Annotated in this window: 14 protein-coding genes; 8 read left to right on the top strand and 6 right to left on the bottom strand. The window is 67.1% G+C overall.

Going from position 1 to position 14,569, the window contains the following annotated elements:
• On the top strand, window positions 1-594 hold the full coding sequence (locus tag FJ694_RS14080; protein ID WP_157267875.1) for a chemotaxis protein CheB: 594 nt from the start codon (window positions 1-3) through the stop codon (window positions 592-594).
• Window positions 591-1,745 carry a hybrid sensor histidine kinase/response regulator gene (locus tag FJ694_RS14085; RefSeq protein ID WP_157267876.1) on the top strand — a complete coding sequence of 385 codons (1,155 nt, stop codon included), beginning with the start codon at window positions 591-593 and terminating at the stop codon, window positions 1,743-1,745. The genes FJ694_RS14080 and FJ694_RS14085 overlap by 4 nt, the downstream gene beginning before the upstream one ends.
• Before the next feature lie 43 nt (window positions 1,746-1,788).
• Here the strand turns inward: FJ694_RS14085 and FJ694_RS14090 are convergent, their stop codons facing one another.
• On the bottom strand, window positions 1,789-2,457 hold the full coding sequence (locus FJ694_RS14090; protein WP_157267877.1) for an HAD hydrolase-like protein: 669 nt from the start codon (window positions 2,455-2,457) through the stop codon (window positions 1,789-1,791).
• Window positions 2,436-2,570: a hypothetical protein gene (locus tag FJ694_RS37600; RefSeq protein ID WP_259373164.1), complete on the bottom strand. Its 135-nt coding sequence runs from the start codon at window positions 2,568-2,570 to the stop codon at window positions 2,436-2,438. The genes FJ694_RS14090 and FJ694_RS37600 overlap by 22 nt, the downstream gene beginning before the upstream one ends.
• A gap of 839 nt (window positions 2,571-3,409) precedes the next feature.
• Here FJ694_RS37600 and FJ694_RS14095 point away from each other — a divergent pair.
• The 3 genes from FJ694_RS14095 to FJ694_RS14105 all read left to right on the top strand — a co-directional run bounded on the left by FJ694_RS14095 (window position 3,410) and on the right by FJ694_RS14105 (window position 5,941).
• Entirely contained in the window at window positions 3,410-4,066 is a 657-nt protein-coding gene (locus tag FJ694_RS14095) for a transglycosylase SLT domain-containing protein (RefSeq protein ID WP_157267878.1), read from the top strand.
• A 126-nt stretch (window positions 4,067-4,192) separates the two neighbouring features.
• The gene (locus FJ694_RS14100) at window positions 4,193-5,215 is read left to right on the top strand and encodes a hypothetical protein (RefSeq protein WP_157267879.1); all 1,023 of its coding nucleotides are present in this window, start codon (window positions 4,193-4,195) and stop codon (window positions 5,213-5,215) included.
• Window positions 5,216-5,263: 48 nt separating this feature from the next.
• Window positions 5,264-5,941, top strand: coding sequence for a gamma-glutamylcyclotransferase (locus FJ694_RS14105; RefSeq protein WP_157267880.1), 678 nt, complete (start codon window positions 5,264-5,266; stop codon window positions 5,939-5,941).
• Between the two features lie 15 nt (window positions 5,942-5,956).
• Here FJ694_RS14105 and FJ694_RS14110 read toward each other — a convergent pair whose 3' ends face one another.
• Window positions 5,957-8,875 (bottom strand): S8 family serine peptidase, encoded by a 2,919-nt coding sequence (locus FJ694_RS14110; RefSeq protein ID WP_157267881.1) that lies wholly within the window; start codon window positions 8,873-8,875, stop codon window positions 5,957-5,959.
• Window positions 8,876-10,118: 1,243 nt separating this feature from the next.
• Between FJ694_RS14110 and FJ694_RS14115 the strand changes: the two genes are divergently transcribed.
• The gene (locus tag FJ694_RS14115; RefSeq protein WP_157267882.1) at window positions 10,119-11,261 is read left to right on the top strand and encodes a DUF262 domain-containing protein; all 1,143 of its coding nucleotides are present in this window, start codon (window positions 10,119-10,121) and stop codon (window positions 11,259-11,261) included.
• A 3-nt stretch (window positions 11,262-11,264) separates the two neighbouring features.
• The gene (locus tag FJ694_RS14120) at window positions 11,265-11,981 is read left to right on the top strand and encodes a HEPN domain-containing protein (RefSeq protein WP_157267883.1); all 717 of its coding nucleotides are present in this window, start codon (window positions 11,265-11,267) and stop codon (window positions 11,979-11,981) included.
• A 173-nt stretch (window positions 11,982-12,154) separates the two neighbouring features.
• On the opposite strand, the gene FJ694_RS14125 is transcribed toward FJ694_RS14120, so the two are convergent.
• Together FJ694_RS14125 and FJ694_RS14130 are read right to left on the bottom strand one after the other, a co-directional pair.
• Entirely contained in the window at window positions 12,155-12,658 is a 504-nt protein-coding gene (locus tag FJ694_RS14125) for an endonuclease V (protein ID WP_157267884.1), read from the bottom strand.
• A 32-nt stretch (window positions 12,659-12,690) separates the two neighbouring features.
• A complete protein-coding gene (locus FJ694_RS14130; RefSeq protein ID WP_157267885.1) occupies window positions 12,691-12,927 on the bottom strand; it encodes a hypothetical protein in 237 nt (78 codons plus the stop codon).
• A 191-nt stretch (window positions 12,928-13,118) separates the two neighbouring features.
• Here FJ694_RS14130 and FJ694_RS14135 point away from each other — a divergent pair, with 191 nt between their 5' ends.
• Window positions 13,119-13,349, top strand: a complete 231-nt coding sequence (locus FJ694_RS14135; protein ID WP_157267886.1) for a hypothetical protein — start codon at window positions 13,119-13,121, stop codon at window positions 13,347-13,349.
• A gap of 277 nt (window positions 13,350-13,626) precedes the next feature.
• Here the strand turns inward: FJ694_RS14135 and FJ694_RS14140 are convergent, their stop codons facing one another.
• Complete coding sequence (locus tag FJ694_RS14140) at window positions 13,627-14,562, bottom strand: nucleoside hydrolase (RefSeq protein WP_157267887.1); 936 nt, start codon at window positions 14,560-14,562, stop codon at window positions 13,627-13,629.
• Window positions 14,563-14,569: the final 7 nt, after the last annotated feature.

Here is a 14,569-nt window from a genome sequence, read left to right on the forward strand (position 1 = left end):
ATGGCTGCCGCTGACGACTTCCATCCGCAGCGCGACGCCGACGCCGTGGTGGTGGGCGCCTCCGCCGGCGGCGTGCAGGCGCTGCAGTCGCTGCTGGGCGCGCTGCCCGCGGGCTTCGCGCCGGCGCTGCTGGTGGTGCTGCACCTGCCGCCCGGGCGCGACAGCCGCATGGCGGCGCTGCTGGAGCCGCTGTGCGCGCTGCCGGTGGCCGAGGCGCTGGACAAGCAGCCGGTGCGCGGCGGCACGGTCACGCTGGCGCCGCCCGACTACCACCTGCTGGTCGAGCCCGGCGGGACGCTGGCGCTGTCGGTGGACGAGCCGGTGCTGTGGTCGCGCCCGGCCATCGACCCGCTGTTCGAGACCGCCGCCGCCGTCTACGGAGAGCGCCTGCTGGCCGTGCTGCTCACCGGCGCCAGCAGCGACGGCAGCGCCGGGCTGGCCGCGGTGCGCCGCCGCGGCGGGCAGGCCTGGGTGCAGGACCCGGCGGATGCCAGCGTGCCGACCATGCCGGCCGCGGCGCTGGCCCATGCCGGCGCCGACGCGGTGCTGACCCTTGACCAAATCTGCCGCCGCCTGGCGGCCCCCGCGACATGAACCCTCCGGACATCACCTTCCCGCCCCGCGAGCCCACCACCGCGAGCGACCAGGCGCCGGTCAAGATCCTCGTCGTGGACGACGTGCCGCAGAACCTGCTGGCGATGCAGGCGCTGCTGCAGCAGCCCGGGCTGCAGCTGCTCACCGCGGCGTCGGGCGCGCAGGCGCTGGAGCTGCTGCTGGACCACGAGGACGTGGCGCTGGCGCTGCTGGACGTGCACATGCCCGAGATGGACGGCTTCGCGCTGGCCGAGCTCATGCGCGGCGCGGCGCGCACGCGCGACATCCCGATCATCTTCGTCACCGCCTCGCCGGGCGACCCGCTGCGCCTCTTCCGCGGCTACGAGGCCGGCGCCGTGGACTTCCTGCACAAGCCGCTGGAGCCGCACGTGCTGCTGGGCAAGGTGCGGGTGTTCGTGGACCTGCACCGCCAGCGGCGCCTCCTGCGCCAGCGCAACGAGGAGCTGGAGCGCATGCTCAAGCTCAACGAGGTGATGATGGCCGTGCTCTCGCACGACCTGCGCACGCCGCTGTCGGCCATGCTCATGAGCGCCGAGGTGCTCAAGCGCCTGGCCGTGGGCGACGCCGCGCAGCGCGCGGCACAGCGCGTCAAGGACAGCGGGCGGCGCATGTCGCACATGATCGGGCAGCTGCTGGACTTCTCCCGCATCCGCTCCGGCAGCCTGGCGCTGGACATGCAGCCGCACGACCTGCGCGCCGTGGCCGACACCGCGGTGGCGGAGCTGCAGCAGGCGCAGCCCGGGGCGCGCATCGAGTTCTCGACCGGCGGCGACCTGGCCGGCCGCTTCGACGCCGACCGGCTGGCTCAGGTCTTCTCCAACCTGCTGGGCAACGCGCTGCAGTACGGCGAGCCGGATGAGCCGGTGCGCGTGCAACTGGACGGCAGCGACGCGCGCGAGCTGTGCTTCACGGTGCGCAATGCCGGGCGGCTCTCGGACGAGGTGCTGCAGCGGCTGTTCGACCCCTTCAAGACCGCGCGCGACGGCGGGCACGACGGCCTGGGCCTGGGCCTGTACATCGTGCGCCAGTTCGTGCACGCGCACGGCGGCCGGGTGACCGGGCGCAACGGGGCCGACGGGGTGGAGTTCGAGGTGGTATTGCCGCGCACGCCGCCGGCGGCGGCGGGCTGATCGCTACGGAGCACCGGGCGCGGCGCCGCGCGTTGCGTCCGCATCAATCCCGGTCGTCGCCAGCGGCCAGGCGCCGCAGTTGCGACACTTCATGAAAGACCTCGTCGGCGCCGGCCTCGCGCAGCGACGCCAGCTCGGCATAGCCCCAGGCCACCGCGCCGAAGGCCACGCCGACCGCGTGCGCGGCGCGCAGGTCCGAGAGCTGGTCACCCACGTAGATCGCCTGTGCCGCCGGAATGCCGCTGCGTGAGAGCACCTTCCGGATGCGGCCCTGCTTGCCCAGCAGCGCGCTGCGGCCTTCCAGGTAGTCGAAGTGGCGGGCGTTGCCGGGGCCGAGCGTGCGCACGGCGTTGTCCACCGAGTTCGAGGTCAGCAGCGCCAGCGTCAGGCCCTGCGCGCGCAGCCCGGCCAGCGTCTCGGGGATGCCTGTGAACAGCGGCACCGTGCCGCCGCGCTCGCGCATCAGGCGAATGAAGCTGGCCGTCACGAAGGGCAGCTTCCACGCCGGCATGCCGACCAGGCGCATGTTGGCGCGCGCGTCCTGGCGCCGCATCAGCGGTATCTGCTCGGGCCGCACCGGGCTGAAGCCATGCAGGCGCGCCAGCTCATCCAGCACCGCCACGAAGAACGGGAAGGAATCGGCCAGCGTGCCGTCGAAGTCGAACAGCACCAGCCGCCGGGCGCGCGCGCTCAGCGCCCCGCCATCGCCCATTGCGCCACCACCCCGGCGCCGGCCTTGAAGCGCTCGCGCAGGGCGAAAATTTCCTGCTTCACCTGCGCAATGCTCAGCTCGCCGCGGCCGGCGCGCTCCTCGATGTCGGCCATGGCGGCCTCGTACTCCACGGGCGGGCCGTGGGTTCGGTTCGGCGGTGTGGAATGGATGTTCACTGGCGTCTTCGTAGTGGCGTGCCTCGTATGCGCCGCCTCCCGGCAGCGCCTCTCCGAGTCCCTCGGCACGAAAGAATGTTGCGGTGCAGCATGCTTGATCCTTAAAAGAACCTGACGCCGTCCGGGTTCATCATCCCCGCTTTCGTCCCATTTCCTGGGATTACAAGAAGGTTACAGGCGCGGCGTTTGCTCCGGGCCGGGGCGTTCGCGAAACCGGCAGCCCGGCTGTCCGCGAGGCTGGAGCGCTCAAGCCAAGCCAAGCCAGGCCGGGATCAGCGCCCCTGACCCCTGGAGGCAGGCGGCACGGTGGCGCAGCCTCCCCCTCTGGTTGCGGATTCAACTTTCCAGCGCTTTTCTCCCGCGAAACCGCCCGTGGCGCCCACGCCATTCATGAGCGCGCGCAACCAAGCGGCGTCCGACCCCACCGTTGCAACGGGTTTCAGCGGTTTGCCTTGCCGTTGCATTTTTTTGCCGCACCGAAGAAGGCGTGGGGACATTCGCAGCGCGATTGGCGTCATCGGGACCGGCCCTTATAGACTCGCGCCCTTTCACGGGGATCGTGACGCCGTTCACGGTCTGTTCCGTCCAGGGGAGGGTGCGCAGACACCCGCCTGTGCAGGCCATGTGCCTTGTCCCGCGCCGCCACGGCGGCGCGGCCAGCGCCTGCACGCAGTTCCTGGACCAACCGGCTGCGGGCCTTCAAGAAAGGCCCGTGCCGCAACACGAAACTGCCGATGACGAGCACTGTTAACCCGCGCCGACGATGTCCGGCGCTCATGGCTTCCACGGCCTTCTTCGCGCTGCTGACCTGCAGCGCCGCCGGCTCGGCCGCCCAGGCCCAACCGGTTTCGCAGGCAACTTCTTCGCCTGCAAGCGCCCAGGCTGCCGCCGCGCCGGCCCATGGCGTGCGCGCCGTCCCGGCACGCCCACATGCCGGCGACAACCGGGCCGACGGCACCGCCGGCAACGCGGCGGAAAAGAACGCCCTGACGCGCTTCATCACCGCCCAGTTCAACACCACCCGCGCCATGGCCGCGCGCATCGTCAACGCCGTCTATGACGCGGGCGAGCGCCACCAGCTGTCGCCCTCGCTGCTGCTGGCCATCATCTCGCGCGAGTCCACCTTCAATCCCCGCGCGACCAGCGGCTACGGCGCGCAGGGCCTGATGCAGGTCGTGCCGCGCTTCCACCTCGACAAGCTGCAGGAGGCGCGCGCCGCCAACGCGCAGGCCTCGCTGTTCCACCCCGAGACCAACATCGACGTGGGCAGCCGCATCCTGGTCGAGTACCTCGACGAGGAAGCCAGCCTGGACCGTGCCCTCGCCAAGTACTCGGGCCGCGCGTCGCGCTACATCGACAAGGTGCTGCGCGAGCGCGACGCCTTCGAGCGCGTGCGCCTGAATGCCGACGAGGCCGCGGGCGACGACGCCTGAGGCCCGCGCGCCGGCCCTGCCCCGGCCACCCGAGGCCCGCGCGGGGTCATGCGGGCGCAGCATCCTGACACATACTGTTTTTGCATACAGTGGCCCTTTACGCGCCACGCCAAGAGCAGTACGTCGATGGGCACCAGCACCAACCAGGATGAGCCGCAGCGGTTGACGGCCGCGCCGCCCGACGCGGCCGGGCCGGCGCAGCCGCCGCTGGGCGTCACGCTCGACCTGTTCGGCGACGCCGACGCGGCCCATGCCGGGCCGCGGGAGGGCGTGCCGGTCCAGCGCCCGCGCGGCAAGGGCCGCACGCGCCGCGGCGCGTCCTCGGCGGTGCCGGCGCTGCAGGGGGTGCGGACCGGCGCTGCGCTGCCGGACACCACGGTGGCCGCGCCGGAGCCCGCCCGCGCCGTCACGGATGCGCCCGCCCTGCCCCGGCCGGAGCCGACCGGTGCCGGCGGCGAGGCGGTGCAGCGCGCCGTGGAGCAGGCACTGCTGGCTCTGGCGCCGGGCCAGTTGCGCGGGCTGGTGGGCGACGTCGCCACGGCCATCGTGCGCAGCACCGAGTTCCAGATGGCGCTGCGCGCGCAGCTCTACACGCTGGTGGCGCCGGCCATCGGCACGGCGCTGCGTGACGCGCTGTCGCTGGAAGAGGTCCGCGAATCGCTGCGCGCCGCCTTCGGCCCGCATGCGCCGCCGCTGCCCGCCCTGCCCGGCGCGGTGCGCGAGGCGCTGCCGGTTTACGGCGGGGCCGCGGCGGCAACCGCCGGCGCCACGCCGCGCGTGGCGCAACTCGCGCCCGCGTCGAGTGACGACGCGCCGGTGCAGCCGCTGGGCCAGGCCGTGCTGCTGGCCGGCTACGAGCCGGCCGTGGCGCGCGGCTACAAGGCCGCGCTGGCGGCGGCCGGCTACGAGGCGCTGATCGTCGAGATCGGCCCCAACGACCAGGCACTGCCGCTCGAAGCTTTCCAGTGCGCCATCGCCTGCCTGCCCGACGACGCGATGGACCACGTGGAATCGGTCGTGTCGCGGCATCCGCTGCGACAGGTGCTGCACCTCAGCGCCACGGCGCGCCGGCTGGTGGAGGCGGTGGAAGTGGCGCTGCCGCTGGAGCTGCCCCACCCGGCCGCGCCGCAGGCGCCGACGCAGCACTGAGCGCTGGCGCACATTGCTGGGCGCCGCCCTTGCTTCCAGCACGCCACCATGACGACCTTCAACGACGATCTTCTGGACGACGGGGGCCAGTCCGGCGGCGCCCTCGTCCCCGAAACCGAATACCCGCCCAACGGCGAGCGCCTGCCCTGGAGCGACGCGCAGCGGGAACGCTCGCTGGCCGCGACGCTGGCGCTGCGCCCGCCGGGGCCGCTGCGCGTCTTTGCCTACGGCTCGCTGATGTGGCAGCCCTCCATCGAGTTCGAGGCCGAGGAACTGGCGACGCTCGACGGCTGGCACCGCAGCTACTGCCTGCGCGCCGACGAGGGGCGCGGCAGCCCGGACTGCCCCGGGCGTGAGCTGTCGCTGCAGCCTGGCGGCCAGGCGCAGGCCGTGACGCTGCGGCTGAAGGAGAAAGGCCTTCGCGCCGAGTTGCGCAAGCTCTGGGAGCGCGAGATGGCCAATGGCGGCTACCGGCCGCTGTGGACGCCGGTGCGGCTGGCCGGCGGCGGGACGGTGATGGCGCTGAGCTTCGTCGCCAAGCCCGGCCACCCGCTGCATGAAACCGACGTCTCCGTGGACACCGTGGCCCGGCTGGCAGCCGTGGCCCGGGGCGACGCCGGCACCAACGCCGACTACGTGCGCGACGCAGCCCGGGCGCTGGCCGAGCGCGGCCTGACGGACGAGTACGTGGCGGCCGTGGCGCGGGCGGTGGACGGCGCCGGCTGAACCGGCCCCGGCGGGCTACCGCTCGCCCAGCAGTTCCTTCACCAGCGCGTAGCGGTTCGGGACCTCGCGCTGGAACACCGCCTCGTCCGGCGTGCCCTTGACCTGGAAATACAGCGCCGCCGTCTCGGCCACGTCCTCCTGCAGCGAGCTGGCGGCATAGGCCGAGACGCTGAGGTTGTCGGCCTTCATGGCCGCTTCCCAGCGGCGCGCCAGCGCGGGCTCGGCCTTGAAGCGGTCGCCGGCCAGCAGGTGCGCGGCCTCGTGCGAGAACAGCGCCGTCAGCTCGCGCGCATTCGACGGCCCCTCCCCACCCATCACGATACGGTTCGGGCGCCCGTCCTTCGCGTTGATGGCCTGCTGCCAGTCCTTGAAACGCGGATCGACGATGACCTGCTGCACGTGGCCGCGCACGCTTGCCGGCAGCCCGGCCAGCCCCTGCGCGATCAGCTTGATCGGCGGCATGTTGTCCGGCATCGGCCGCGGGAAGATCACCTCGATGGCCCGACCCTCGATGGTCACCGTCTGCACCAGCACGTCGGACTTCTTCGGGTCGATGCCCCGGCCGTCGGCGCGGAAGAACACCGAGCGTTTCTCTTCGCGCGGCGCCGAGACGTCCGGCGCGGCGGTCGAGGCGCCCGGCAGCCGCTCGCGGTCGTTGCGCACCGTGTCGCCGGCGTGCAGCGTGCCGGCCACGGCCTGCAGCCGCGCGGCCAGCGCCGCGTCGCCGAGCTTGCGCTTGGGGTCGATCGCATCGGCCAGGCGGTCGTAGGCGCGCTGGCGCACTTCGGCGTCGGGGCTGGCCAGCGCCTGCATCCAGCGCGACTGCGAGATGGCGTCAAGGCGCCTGAACGCTGCGCCGTCAACGAAGGCAAGCAGCGCGGCCTTGCCTTGCGCCGGCGGCTTCTCGCCCGGCTGCGGCTCGATGTCGAAGACCTCGTGCTGCTGCTCGAAGGCGCGGAAGAAGGCGGCCTGCACGTCGGCCGGCAGCTTCACGAAGGCCGGATCGCTGGCGCGGCGCAGCAGTGCGCCGGTGGTGGCCGTGTCCAAGGGCGCCTTCGACGCCGCCGCGGCCAGCGCGTCCCGTATCGGCAGGGGCAGCTTCGCGATGTCGGCGCGGTGCAGCAGCTGCATGGCCGCGGCCCGGTCGGCCGGCGACAGTGAGGTGAAGTTCTGGGCGAAGCGCGCGCGCGCATGCGGGCCCATGTCCCGGAAAGCCGTGTCCGCAACCAGTTGCGCAACGTCCTTGACCAGCGGCAGGTCGGTCTTCGCCGCCGCGATGCCGGCCAGCAGGTTCTTCTGCGTGGCGGTGTCGAGCGCGACGAAGTGGTTGTCCTGGATCAGGTTGACGGTGGCCCGGTAGGCCGGCGAGAAGCTGGCCAGGTCCGCCGGCAGCATCCGGCGCAGCGCGTCCATGGCCGCGCGATGCGCGGGCAGGGACAAGTCCCGCGAGGTGTGGAAGGCCGGCTCCTGCGCGCGCAGCAGCGCCCGGGCCTCGCGCACCGCCGCCACCGGGTCGATCACGCCGGCGCCGTCGCGCTGCGTGCCCTTGACGTCGGTGGCCACCGCCGGGCTCAGCAGGATCTTCTCGATCTGCGCCGGCGTGATGTTCGGATTTGCCTTGACCATCAGCGCCGCCACCGACGCGACGTAGGGCGCGGACAGCGAGGTGCCGCTGGCATCGGCGAGCCGGCCCTGCTTGATGTCCACCGGCACGTCCACGCCCGGCGCCGACAGCGCCGCGCCGGGGCTGGACATGCCGCCCATGCGCTCGTCGCCCAGCCGCGTCGGCGCGCCGAGGGTCACGGCACCGACCGAGAGCACGCCGGGAATCGTCGCAACCAGGTTTTCGTTCGTGCGGCTGCCCTCCGGCGTGCGGCCGGCCTCGAAGAAGTTGCCGGCCGCGGCGATGGGCAGGAACCCCGCCTCGCGCGCCCGAGCCACCGCCGCCACGGCCTCGGCGCGGGCGCCGCGCAGGCGCTGCGCGCCTTCAGGCGACTGCAGCGCCTGCCCGATCACCTCGCCGACCCAGGCGCGCAAGGCCTCCTGGTCGGCGGTCCGGGACAGGTCCAGCGGCGGCTGGCCGGCCGCCGCGCGGCGCGCGTCGAGTTCCTCGATCAGCGGCGAGGCCGGGTTGCCCAGCGCCGCCTTCGTCGCCTCGGCCACCAGCGCGTCTTGCGACATGCCCCAGGACATGTTGACGATCTTGCTCTGCCCATCCTGGCGCGCATGGGCCACGAGGAAGTCCAGTTCCTGCCTGGGCTGTGTGTAGGCCGCTTCGAGCGCATCGACCGCCCACATCTTCAGCTGCTGCGACGACGCCATGCCGGTGCGGGCCGAGAAGTGCGCGATCGCGTGCTCGGCGCGCGCCTCGTCGTCGGGCAGGCGCACGCCGAGCGCGTCGGCCATGCGCGGCGAGAGCGTCACCTCGGCCCCGGGCGCGAGGCCGACCGGGCCGGCGATGGTGCGCACCACCGACGCGCCGTGGTCGGGCGAGTCGCCGACGACGTGCACGTCCACGCCGCTGGCCTCGGTCGGCAGCCCTTGCGCCTGGAGCCGCGCGCGCACGTCGGCGGCGTGCTGCATGTGCGGATGCGTCGGCGGCGGCTTGCCGCCGGCGTTGACGGCGTCGAGCGCACGCTGGCGGTCGCTGCGCGGATCCGGCTGCGGCGCGCCGGGTGCCTCCTGTGGCCCGGATCTCAATTGGATGAGTGGGCTGCCCCCATCGGCAGCGGCGGCGCCGGCCGGCGTGATGCCTTGCAAAGCCTGTTCGAGCTGCGCGGCCGTCATCAGCTCGCAGCGGCCGCCGACGTGGACTTCGTACAGGCCCTTGAGCCCGTCGGCGCCGGTGGCGGGACGGAAGGCGATGGGCGCGGCGCCGGCCGGGCACGGGGCGCCGCCGGCGGCGGCGAGGGGGCCGGTGAGGGGTGCGGACATGGAAAGCTCCCTGGGGTGTGTCGGCGGTCGGTTGCCGCCGGGAGGGGCCAGGTTCAAGTTGCCAACCCGGAAGGCCGGCTCATCACCGCCGGATGGGGCGTTCAGGCAGCGATGAACAGGGCGGCGAGCCAGCGCTCTAGCGTGGTGGCGACCAAGTGCGCGCAGAGGCCAGGGAGTCAGCGACCCGTCGCCGAGCCGGCTGCCGCGATACGGGGCCCCGCGCTGCCCAACCACCTCGCGCACGTCGCCGGCCGCACGCAGCCCGCGCCAGACGGCCTCGTCCAACGGGAGCGGCCCTGGGCCCGCCACCTCGCAAGTGCCGTTCACGGGCAGCCGAGTGACCTCTTCGGCCAGCGCTCGGGTCACGTCGAGTGCGCTGATCGGCTGCAGCCGGGCGGAAGAAACGAACACCGTCGTCGCACCCTCAGTGCCAGTGTCGGCAATGGGTTTGAGGAACTTGAAGAACTGCTTTGCCCGCACGATGGTGAAGGGCACGGACCCTGCCCGGATAAGCGATTCCGGTGTCACCTTGGCGCGCAAGTAGCCGTTATCGGGCAGCCGCTCGCTGCTCACTACTAATAGCGCGACGTGGTGCAGCAGCTTGGCCACGGCTTTGGCCTGCAGCAGGTTACGGGTGGAGGCATGGAGAAAGGCCATCACGACCTCGGGCTTGATTGACGGAGAGTCCAACTCGTCCACGACTGCCTCGGCACCTTGCAGGGCGCTTCTCAATCCCTCGGCGGTGACGGCGTTCACGCCCGCGGGACGGCGATGCGACCGCCACCTCATGGACCGCCTGCAGCAGCGGGCTGGAGAGGCGTTTACAAATGAAACCACTACCACCAGTAAATACGACTCTCATGGCCGAAACCCTCTAGGGTGCTGGGTGGGGAAGATGTTGACAAAGAGCCCTCTTTTTCGCGCTATGGCGTTTGCCTGAAAACAAGAAAACCCCAAAACACCTAATACAAGATCTGAAGCAATGCAGATACAGGCTGAGCTATTATCCTGGTGCATTTGCGACCCGCGGGTGCTTCTATACGCGACAAAATTGCATTGAACAGAAAAAATCATTCGATCGATTGAAAACAATTAATCCACTCAATTCGCTCCATATTGACAATAACAAACAACGAGAGTGTTTGACAAATCTTAACGGAAGGAACTAAAATAATTCGCCAGCAGGAGCAGACGACATAGTCTGCAGCACCTCACTTAACGACGACACGATCCCTGAAAAGACATGAACGAAGCTGAAACCCTTAACCATGAATCTGAAGAGATTCAGTTCGCAGAAACGGAAATTGGAGCCGAAATTGAAACCGGCGACGAAATCCCAAAGGAGAGTCGTACATTACGAACACAAGCATATGACAAGAGTGTTTCAGATTTGATTGCAATGATGGATGGAGACATTAGACTCGATCCTCATTATCAGCGGAGCTATATTTGGGACAACAAAAGAGCGTCTCTATTAGTTGAATCAATTCTTTTAAATGTCCCCATCCCAGTAATTTATGTCGAAGAAGACGAGGAAAGCGTTTGGAATGTCGTCGACGGACTTCAACGCCTTAATTCCCTAAAGCGCTTTTTTGCTAATGAATTCAAGCTTACAGGCTTAGAGGTTTTGCCAGAATTAAACAGACTCCAGTACTCTACTTTGCCCGCAAAAGCTCAGCGCATACTTAGAAACGGCATAATTCGCATTATTGTTATACTTCAAGAATCTCATCACGAAATTAAATATGATATATTTCTTCGACTAAACAGAGGGGCCGTTAAACTTAATGAGCAGGAATTACGCAACTGTCTGTATAGGGGCACTCTCAATGATGCACTAAAGAAGATGAGACAAGACACAACATTTCAGAAAATTTTAGGCCTGAAAGCACCACATGCCAGATTCATGGATGCAGAACTTGTCTTGAGGGGTCTTGCTCTCATGCATCAATTCGATTCCGATAAAAAGATATTGAGAAATTACTCCGGAAAAATGAAGTCATTCTTAAATACATTCATAAACCAAAATAAAAATATTGGTGAAAAAGAAATAAAGCGTTTTGAGAAGCTCTTCTATAACAGTGTAGCTTGCAGCTACGCCGTTTTTGGGAACAAAGCTTTTCGCCGGCTCGATATTGCTACAGGAAGACCAGAAAACTTGATTAATCGCGCCATATTTGACATTATGGTAGTTGGCTTTTGCAAGTATGAGCCACAACAAATTACACCCAAAAAAGAGGAAATAATTGAAGCGTTGCTGCAACTTCAAAGAAGTGATTCAGAATTCAATGAAGCCATAACGTTTGCGACAGGTGATACTGGAAGGGTCGAGTATAGACTTTCCAAGTGGACAGACGCAATCAACTCTATTATGCAATTGAGGTAGTAGATGGCTTATTTCGACGCAACCGCGACTTTCGACGGAGCTTTAGCTGAGGTAGATCTTTTTATTGAGCATGCCATCGCGTCACTTCAAAAACACAAACCTGTCGGGTACTCCACTTTCCTAAAAGCAGGATTTGTGCTTCTTGGAGCGAAATTCGAAGCGTTTGCTGAAAATATTATTGAAGACTATCTAAAACAAGTGGGCAAGCGAAAGCCAAAAGCAAAGCACTTGCCGCCAGATTTAAGAGTGCAGGCAACATCATTTATACTTGCCAACTGCACATTTAATGGCATTTTCCAGGGAAAACCTGAAAAAATCCGAGACCTCAAAAATGCTGCGCGACTATGGGATTTTGAAGCAGAGATAGATTCAATAAAAGCCAACAATAAATTCAACTACGGCAAACATGGCTCCAAGGAGCTTGCTGGTCTCTTCGAAAGAGTTGGAATAAATGATATTTACCAATCATGTCAAATAGAAGCCGAAGAACCGGAGAGCCTAATCGTAGAAAATAAGCCGCGAAGGAGCATAGCGCCGGATATTGACTCCCTCACTCATGTAAGAAACAACATAATACATAGCGATGCCAGCCCAGGAAACATTACGCACCAACAACTCCGAGGATATCGTTTACGACTATGGGAGTTTGCATACTTGATAGATCTTAGGATGGCTAAAGAATTGATTAAAATAGAAGAGTGCATGGAATCAGAAATGTGATTGACCCTTGTGGGAGCATAAGAGGTTTTCGGCGGGGGACTGTATAGTCAACCCGCTTTACTCACAGACTTGAAAAACGTAAACAACTTGCCATCGCCGCACCGGCGTCACATATCTTTATGCAATAGATAATTTGCTTTTCGGGATACTCAAAGCCGGTTATCAAATGAATTTTAACCAGGATTCTCCCGCGCCATCCGCGCGGCCAGTTTCACCAGGGTCGGAATGCGCTTTTTTCCGTGCATGTTGCGCACCCTCACTTTCGCCGCCCCCAGGTCGATCCCGGCACAGGTCACAATCATGGGCCGCGCCTCTTCCTCCCGAAAAACCTCAAACTGCGCCGGCATTCCGGGCATGGCCTTCGTGGAAATGCCGATGACGGCGCTTTGACCGCCCAGCGCATCGAACAACCGCCAGCCCGGCCCGGGCGCTTCCGCCGCATCCAGGTGAACCGGCGCGTCGATCAAAATCACCTCGGGCTTCAGCCGGTGCTCCTGCAGCAGCTGCAAGATGCACTGCAATTCGCGCAGGTCGGGTTTACCGCGCTCCGGCTTTTCCAACTCGGCCACGCGGAAGGTGAATGTCTGGGACGCTTCGCGCGCGTCCCAATCCTCGAAAGCCACGGCGGCGACGGCGGCGCCTTCGCCGTGAAAGTGGACGCAGGCAATCAGCTTCATGGCATTCCGGGTTCAAGCAAACCGCTGTCGATTCAGCATCGGCCCGAGCGGCGGCTGCGCGGCTGCAGCTTGTCGAGTTCCGCCAATTGCTGCTTGAGCAGTATCAGCAGCGTGCGCGCATGCTCGACCGGCAATTGCAGCGAGGTGCTGGCAGCTTCCTCGTCGCCCATCTTGCGCGGCTGCACCAGCGCGTCGATGCGCAGGTCGATCAGCCCCTTGTCGTGCCGCACGGACTTCAGGCGCTGGACTTCGATGTCATAGGTTTTCATGGGTGGCTTCCTGCACACGGATCAAGGCGCGATTGTCGTGCCCGCGCCGGCGGTGCCTCGCTGCTGGCGGCCGCATCCGTGACGGCCGGGTTCGTGTCAGGGTGATGACGATGCGGGCGCCGCGGCCCCTTCGAACGCAGGCCCCGAGGCGGTCCGGCGTTTGCGACTTGAGCCGTGAAAGGAGCGACGCCATGCCCGTCAATCAACCCGATCCGCGACACGAGGGTTTCAAGGCCGGAGGCTATTTCGGGGGCGCCTGCCCCTACGCCCCGGGTTCCGCAGAGGCGCAAGCCTGGGAACGCGGCTGGGTCGAGGGCGCCGCGCGCCGCGCCGGTGCCCGGCGCACGGGCCAACCCGCGCAGCCGCGCTGGCAGGCCCTCCTGAAAAATCTGCGCCGGCTGGTGCCGCCTTTGCGGCACTGAGCCGGCGCCGGTCCTGGGGCGACCCGGGCACCGCCCGGGCCGGCTGCAGGCTGAACCGGCCCTTGCCGTCCAGCAACGGTCCTGACGTAAGGCGCCCTTCGGGCACGTCGGCGCCGTTCACGCCGGTGGCGATGTACTGGTCGCTGAACTGGTTCGCTTCTTGGGCCTACGGGAATTCGGGGCCCAGGACTATGGCGACCCTGCAAACAGGAGGCGGCAAGGCCGATGCCGGCAGAAACCCTGTTGCGCGTCAGTGCCGCATCGCTCCCCGGCCGTATCAGGCCCGCAGTCGTTGCGCGTACAACGCCAGCACCTTTTCCGCGTCCACCGCCTCGCACACCGCCTGTGCCGGCCGTGGGGCCGTCTCGTCCAGCAGCCGCGTGCGCCCGAAGGCCTCGCCCTCCAGGTCCACCGCCAGCGGTGCGCGCACCGTCCGGAACAGCGCCGGCTGCAGCCAGCAGGCCACCGCCGAGGCGTCGTGCACGTAGAAGCCGTCGGGCACGCCGGTGCCCCGGTAGAAGTCCTGGTACAGGCGGGAGATGTCCCGGATGACGCGCCCCAGCCCGCCGGCATCCCGGGCCAGCGCGTCCAGGTAAGCGCTGTCCATGACGACGCGGTGCGTCACGTCCAGCCCGACCACCGTCACCGGCCAGCGCGCGGCGAAGACCTCGTCGGCGGCGCGCGGGTCGGCATGGATGTTGGCCTCGGCAAAGGGCGTGACGTTGCCGCCCTGCCCGCGGAAGCCGAAGGCGCCGCCCATGATGACCACCTCGCGCGCCAGGCCGGCGATGTCCGGCGCGCGGCGCAGCGCCCGCGCCAGGTTGGTCAGCGGCCCCACGGCCAGCAGGCTGACCTCGCCCGGATGCGCCCGCAACGTCTCGACGATGAATTCGTCGGCCGGCTGCGCGCTTTCCGCCCGCGCCGGCCCGTCCGCCAGGCCCGCGTCGCCCAGCGCGTCGCGGCCGTGCACCTGCGCCGGCGGGTTGTGCGGCGCGCCGTCGAGCGAGGCCGCGGCACCGCGGTGCACGCCGGCGCGCAGGTTCAGCAGCTCGGCCAGCACCCGCGCGTTGCGCGTGGTGGTGTCCAGGCTGCCATTGCCGAAGACGGTGCTCACGCCCAGCAGCTCCACCTCGGCCGAGCGCGCCAGCAGCATCAGCGCCATGGCGTCGTCCACGCCGGGGTCGGTGTCGAAGATGAGCTTGCGGGTGTTCATGGCAGGG

The sequence above is a fragment of the Azohydromonas aeria genome (assembly GCF_009760915.1).
Lineage (GTDB): Bacteria > Pseudomonadota > Gammaproteobacteria > Burkholderiales > Burkholderiaceae_C > Azohydromonas > Azohydromonas aeria.

Excerpts from the sequence above, each read along its gene's own strand:
- FJ694_RS14105 (WP_157267880.1), top strand. The coding sequence starts at position 5,264 with ATGACGACCTTCAACGACGATCTTCTGGACGACGGGGGCCAGTCCGGC.
- FJ694_RS14095 (WP_157267878.1), top strand. The coding sequence starts at position 3,410 with ATGGCTTCCACGGCCTTCTTCGCGCTGCTGACCTGCAGCGCCGCCGGC.
- FJ694_RS14090 (WP_157267877.1), bottom strand. The coding sequence starts at position 2,457 with ATGGGCGATGGCGGGGCGCTGAGCGCGCGCGCCCGGCGGCTGGTGCTG.
- FJ694_RS14110 (WP_157267881.1), bottom strand. The coding sequence starts at position 8,875 with ATGTCCGCACCCCTCACCGGCCCCCTCGCCGCCGCCGGCGGCGCCCCG.
- FJ694_RS14140 (WP_157267887.1), bottom strand. The coding sequence starts at position 14,562 with ATGAACACCCGCAAGCTCATCTTCGACACCGACCCCGGCGTGGACGAC.
- FJ694_RS14135 (WP_157267886.1), top strand. The coding sequence starts at position 13,119 with ATGCCCGTCAATCAACCCGATCCGCGACACGAGGGTTTCAAGGCCGGA.
- FJ694_RS14080 (WP_157267875.1), top strand. The coding sequence starts at position 1 with ATGGCTGCCGCTGACGACTTCCATCCGCAGCGCGACGCCGACGCCGTG.
- FJ694_RS14115 (WP_157267882.1), top strand. The coding sequence starts at position 10,119 with ATGAACGAAGCTGAAACCCTTAACCATGAATCTGAAGAGATTCAGTTC.
- FJ694_RS37600 (WP_259373164.1), bottom strand. The coding sequence starts at position 2,570 with ATGGCCGACATCGAGGAGCGCGCCGGCCGCGGCGAGCTGAGCATTGCG.
- FJ694_RS14100 (WP_157267879.1), top strand. The coding sequence starts at position 4,193 with ATGGGCACCAGCACCAACCAGGATGAGCCGCAGCGGTTGACGGCCGCG.
- FJ694_RS14125 (WP_157267884.1), bottom strand. The coding sequence starts at position 12,658 with ATGAAGCTGATTGCCTGCGTCCACTTTCACGGCGAAGGCGCCGCCGTC.
- FJ694_RS14120 (WP_157267883.1), top strand. The coding sequence starts at position 11,265 with ATGGCTTATTTCGACGCAACCGCGACTTTCGACGGAGCTTTAGCTGAG.
- FJ694_RS14130 (WP_157267885.1), bottom strand. The coding sequence starts at position 12,927 with ATGAAAACCTATGACATCGAAGTCCAGCGCCTGAAGTCCGTGCGGCAC.
- FJ694_RS14085 (WP_157267876.1), top strand. The coding sequence starts at position 591 with ATGAACCCTCCGGACATCACCTTCCCGCCCCGCGAGCCCACCACCGCG.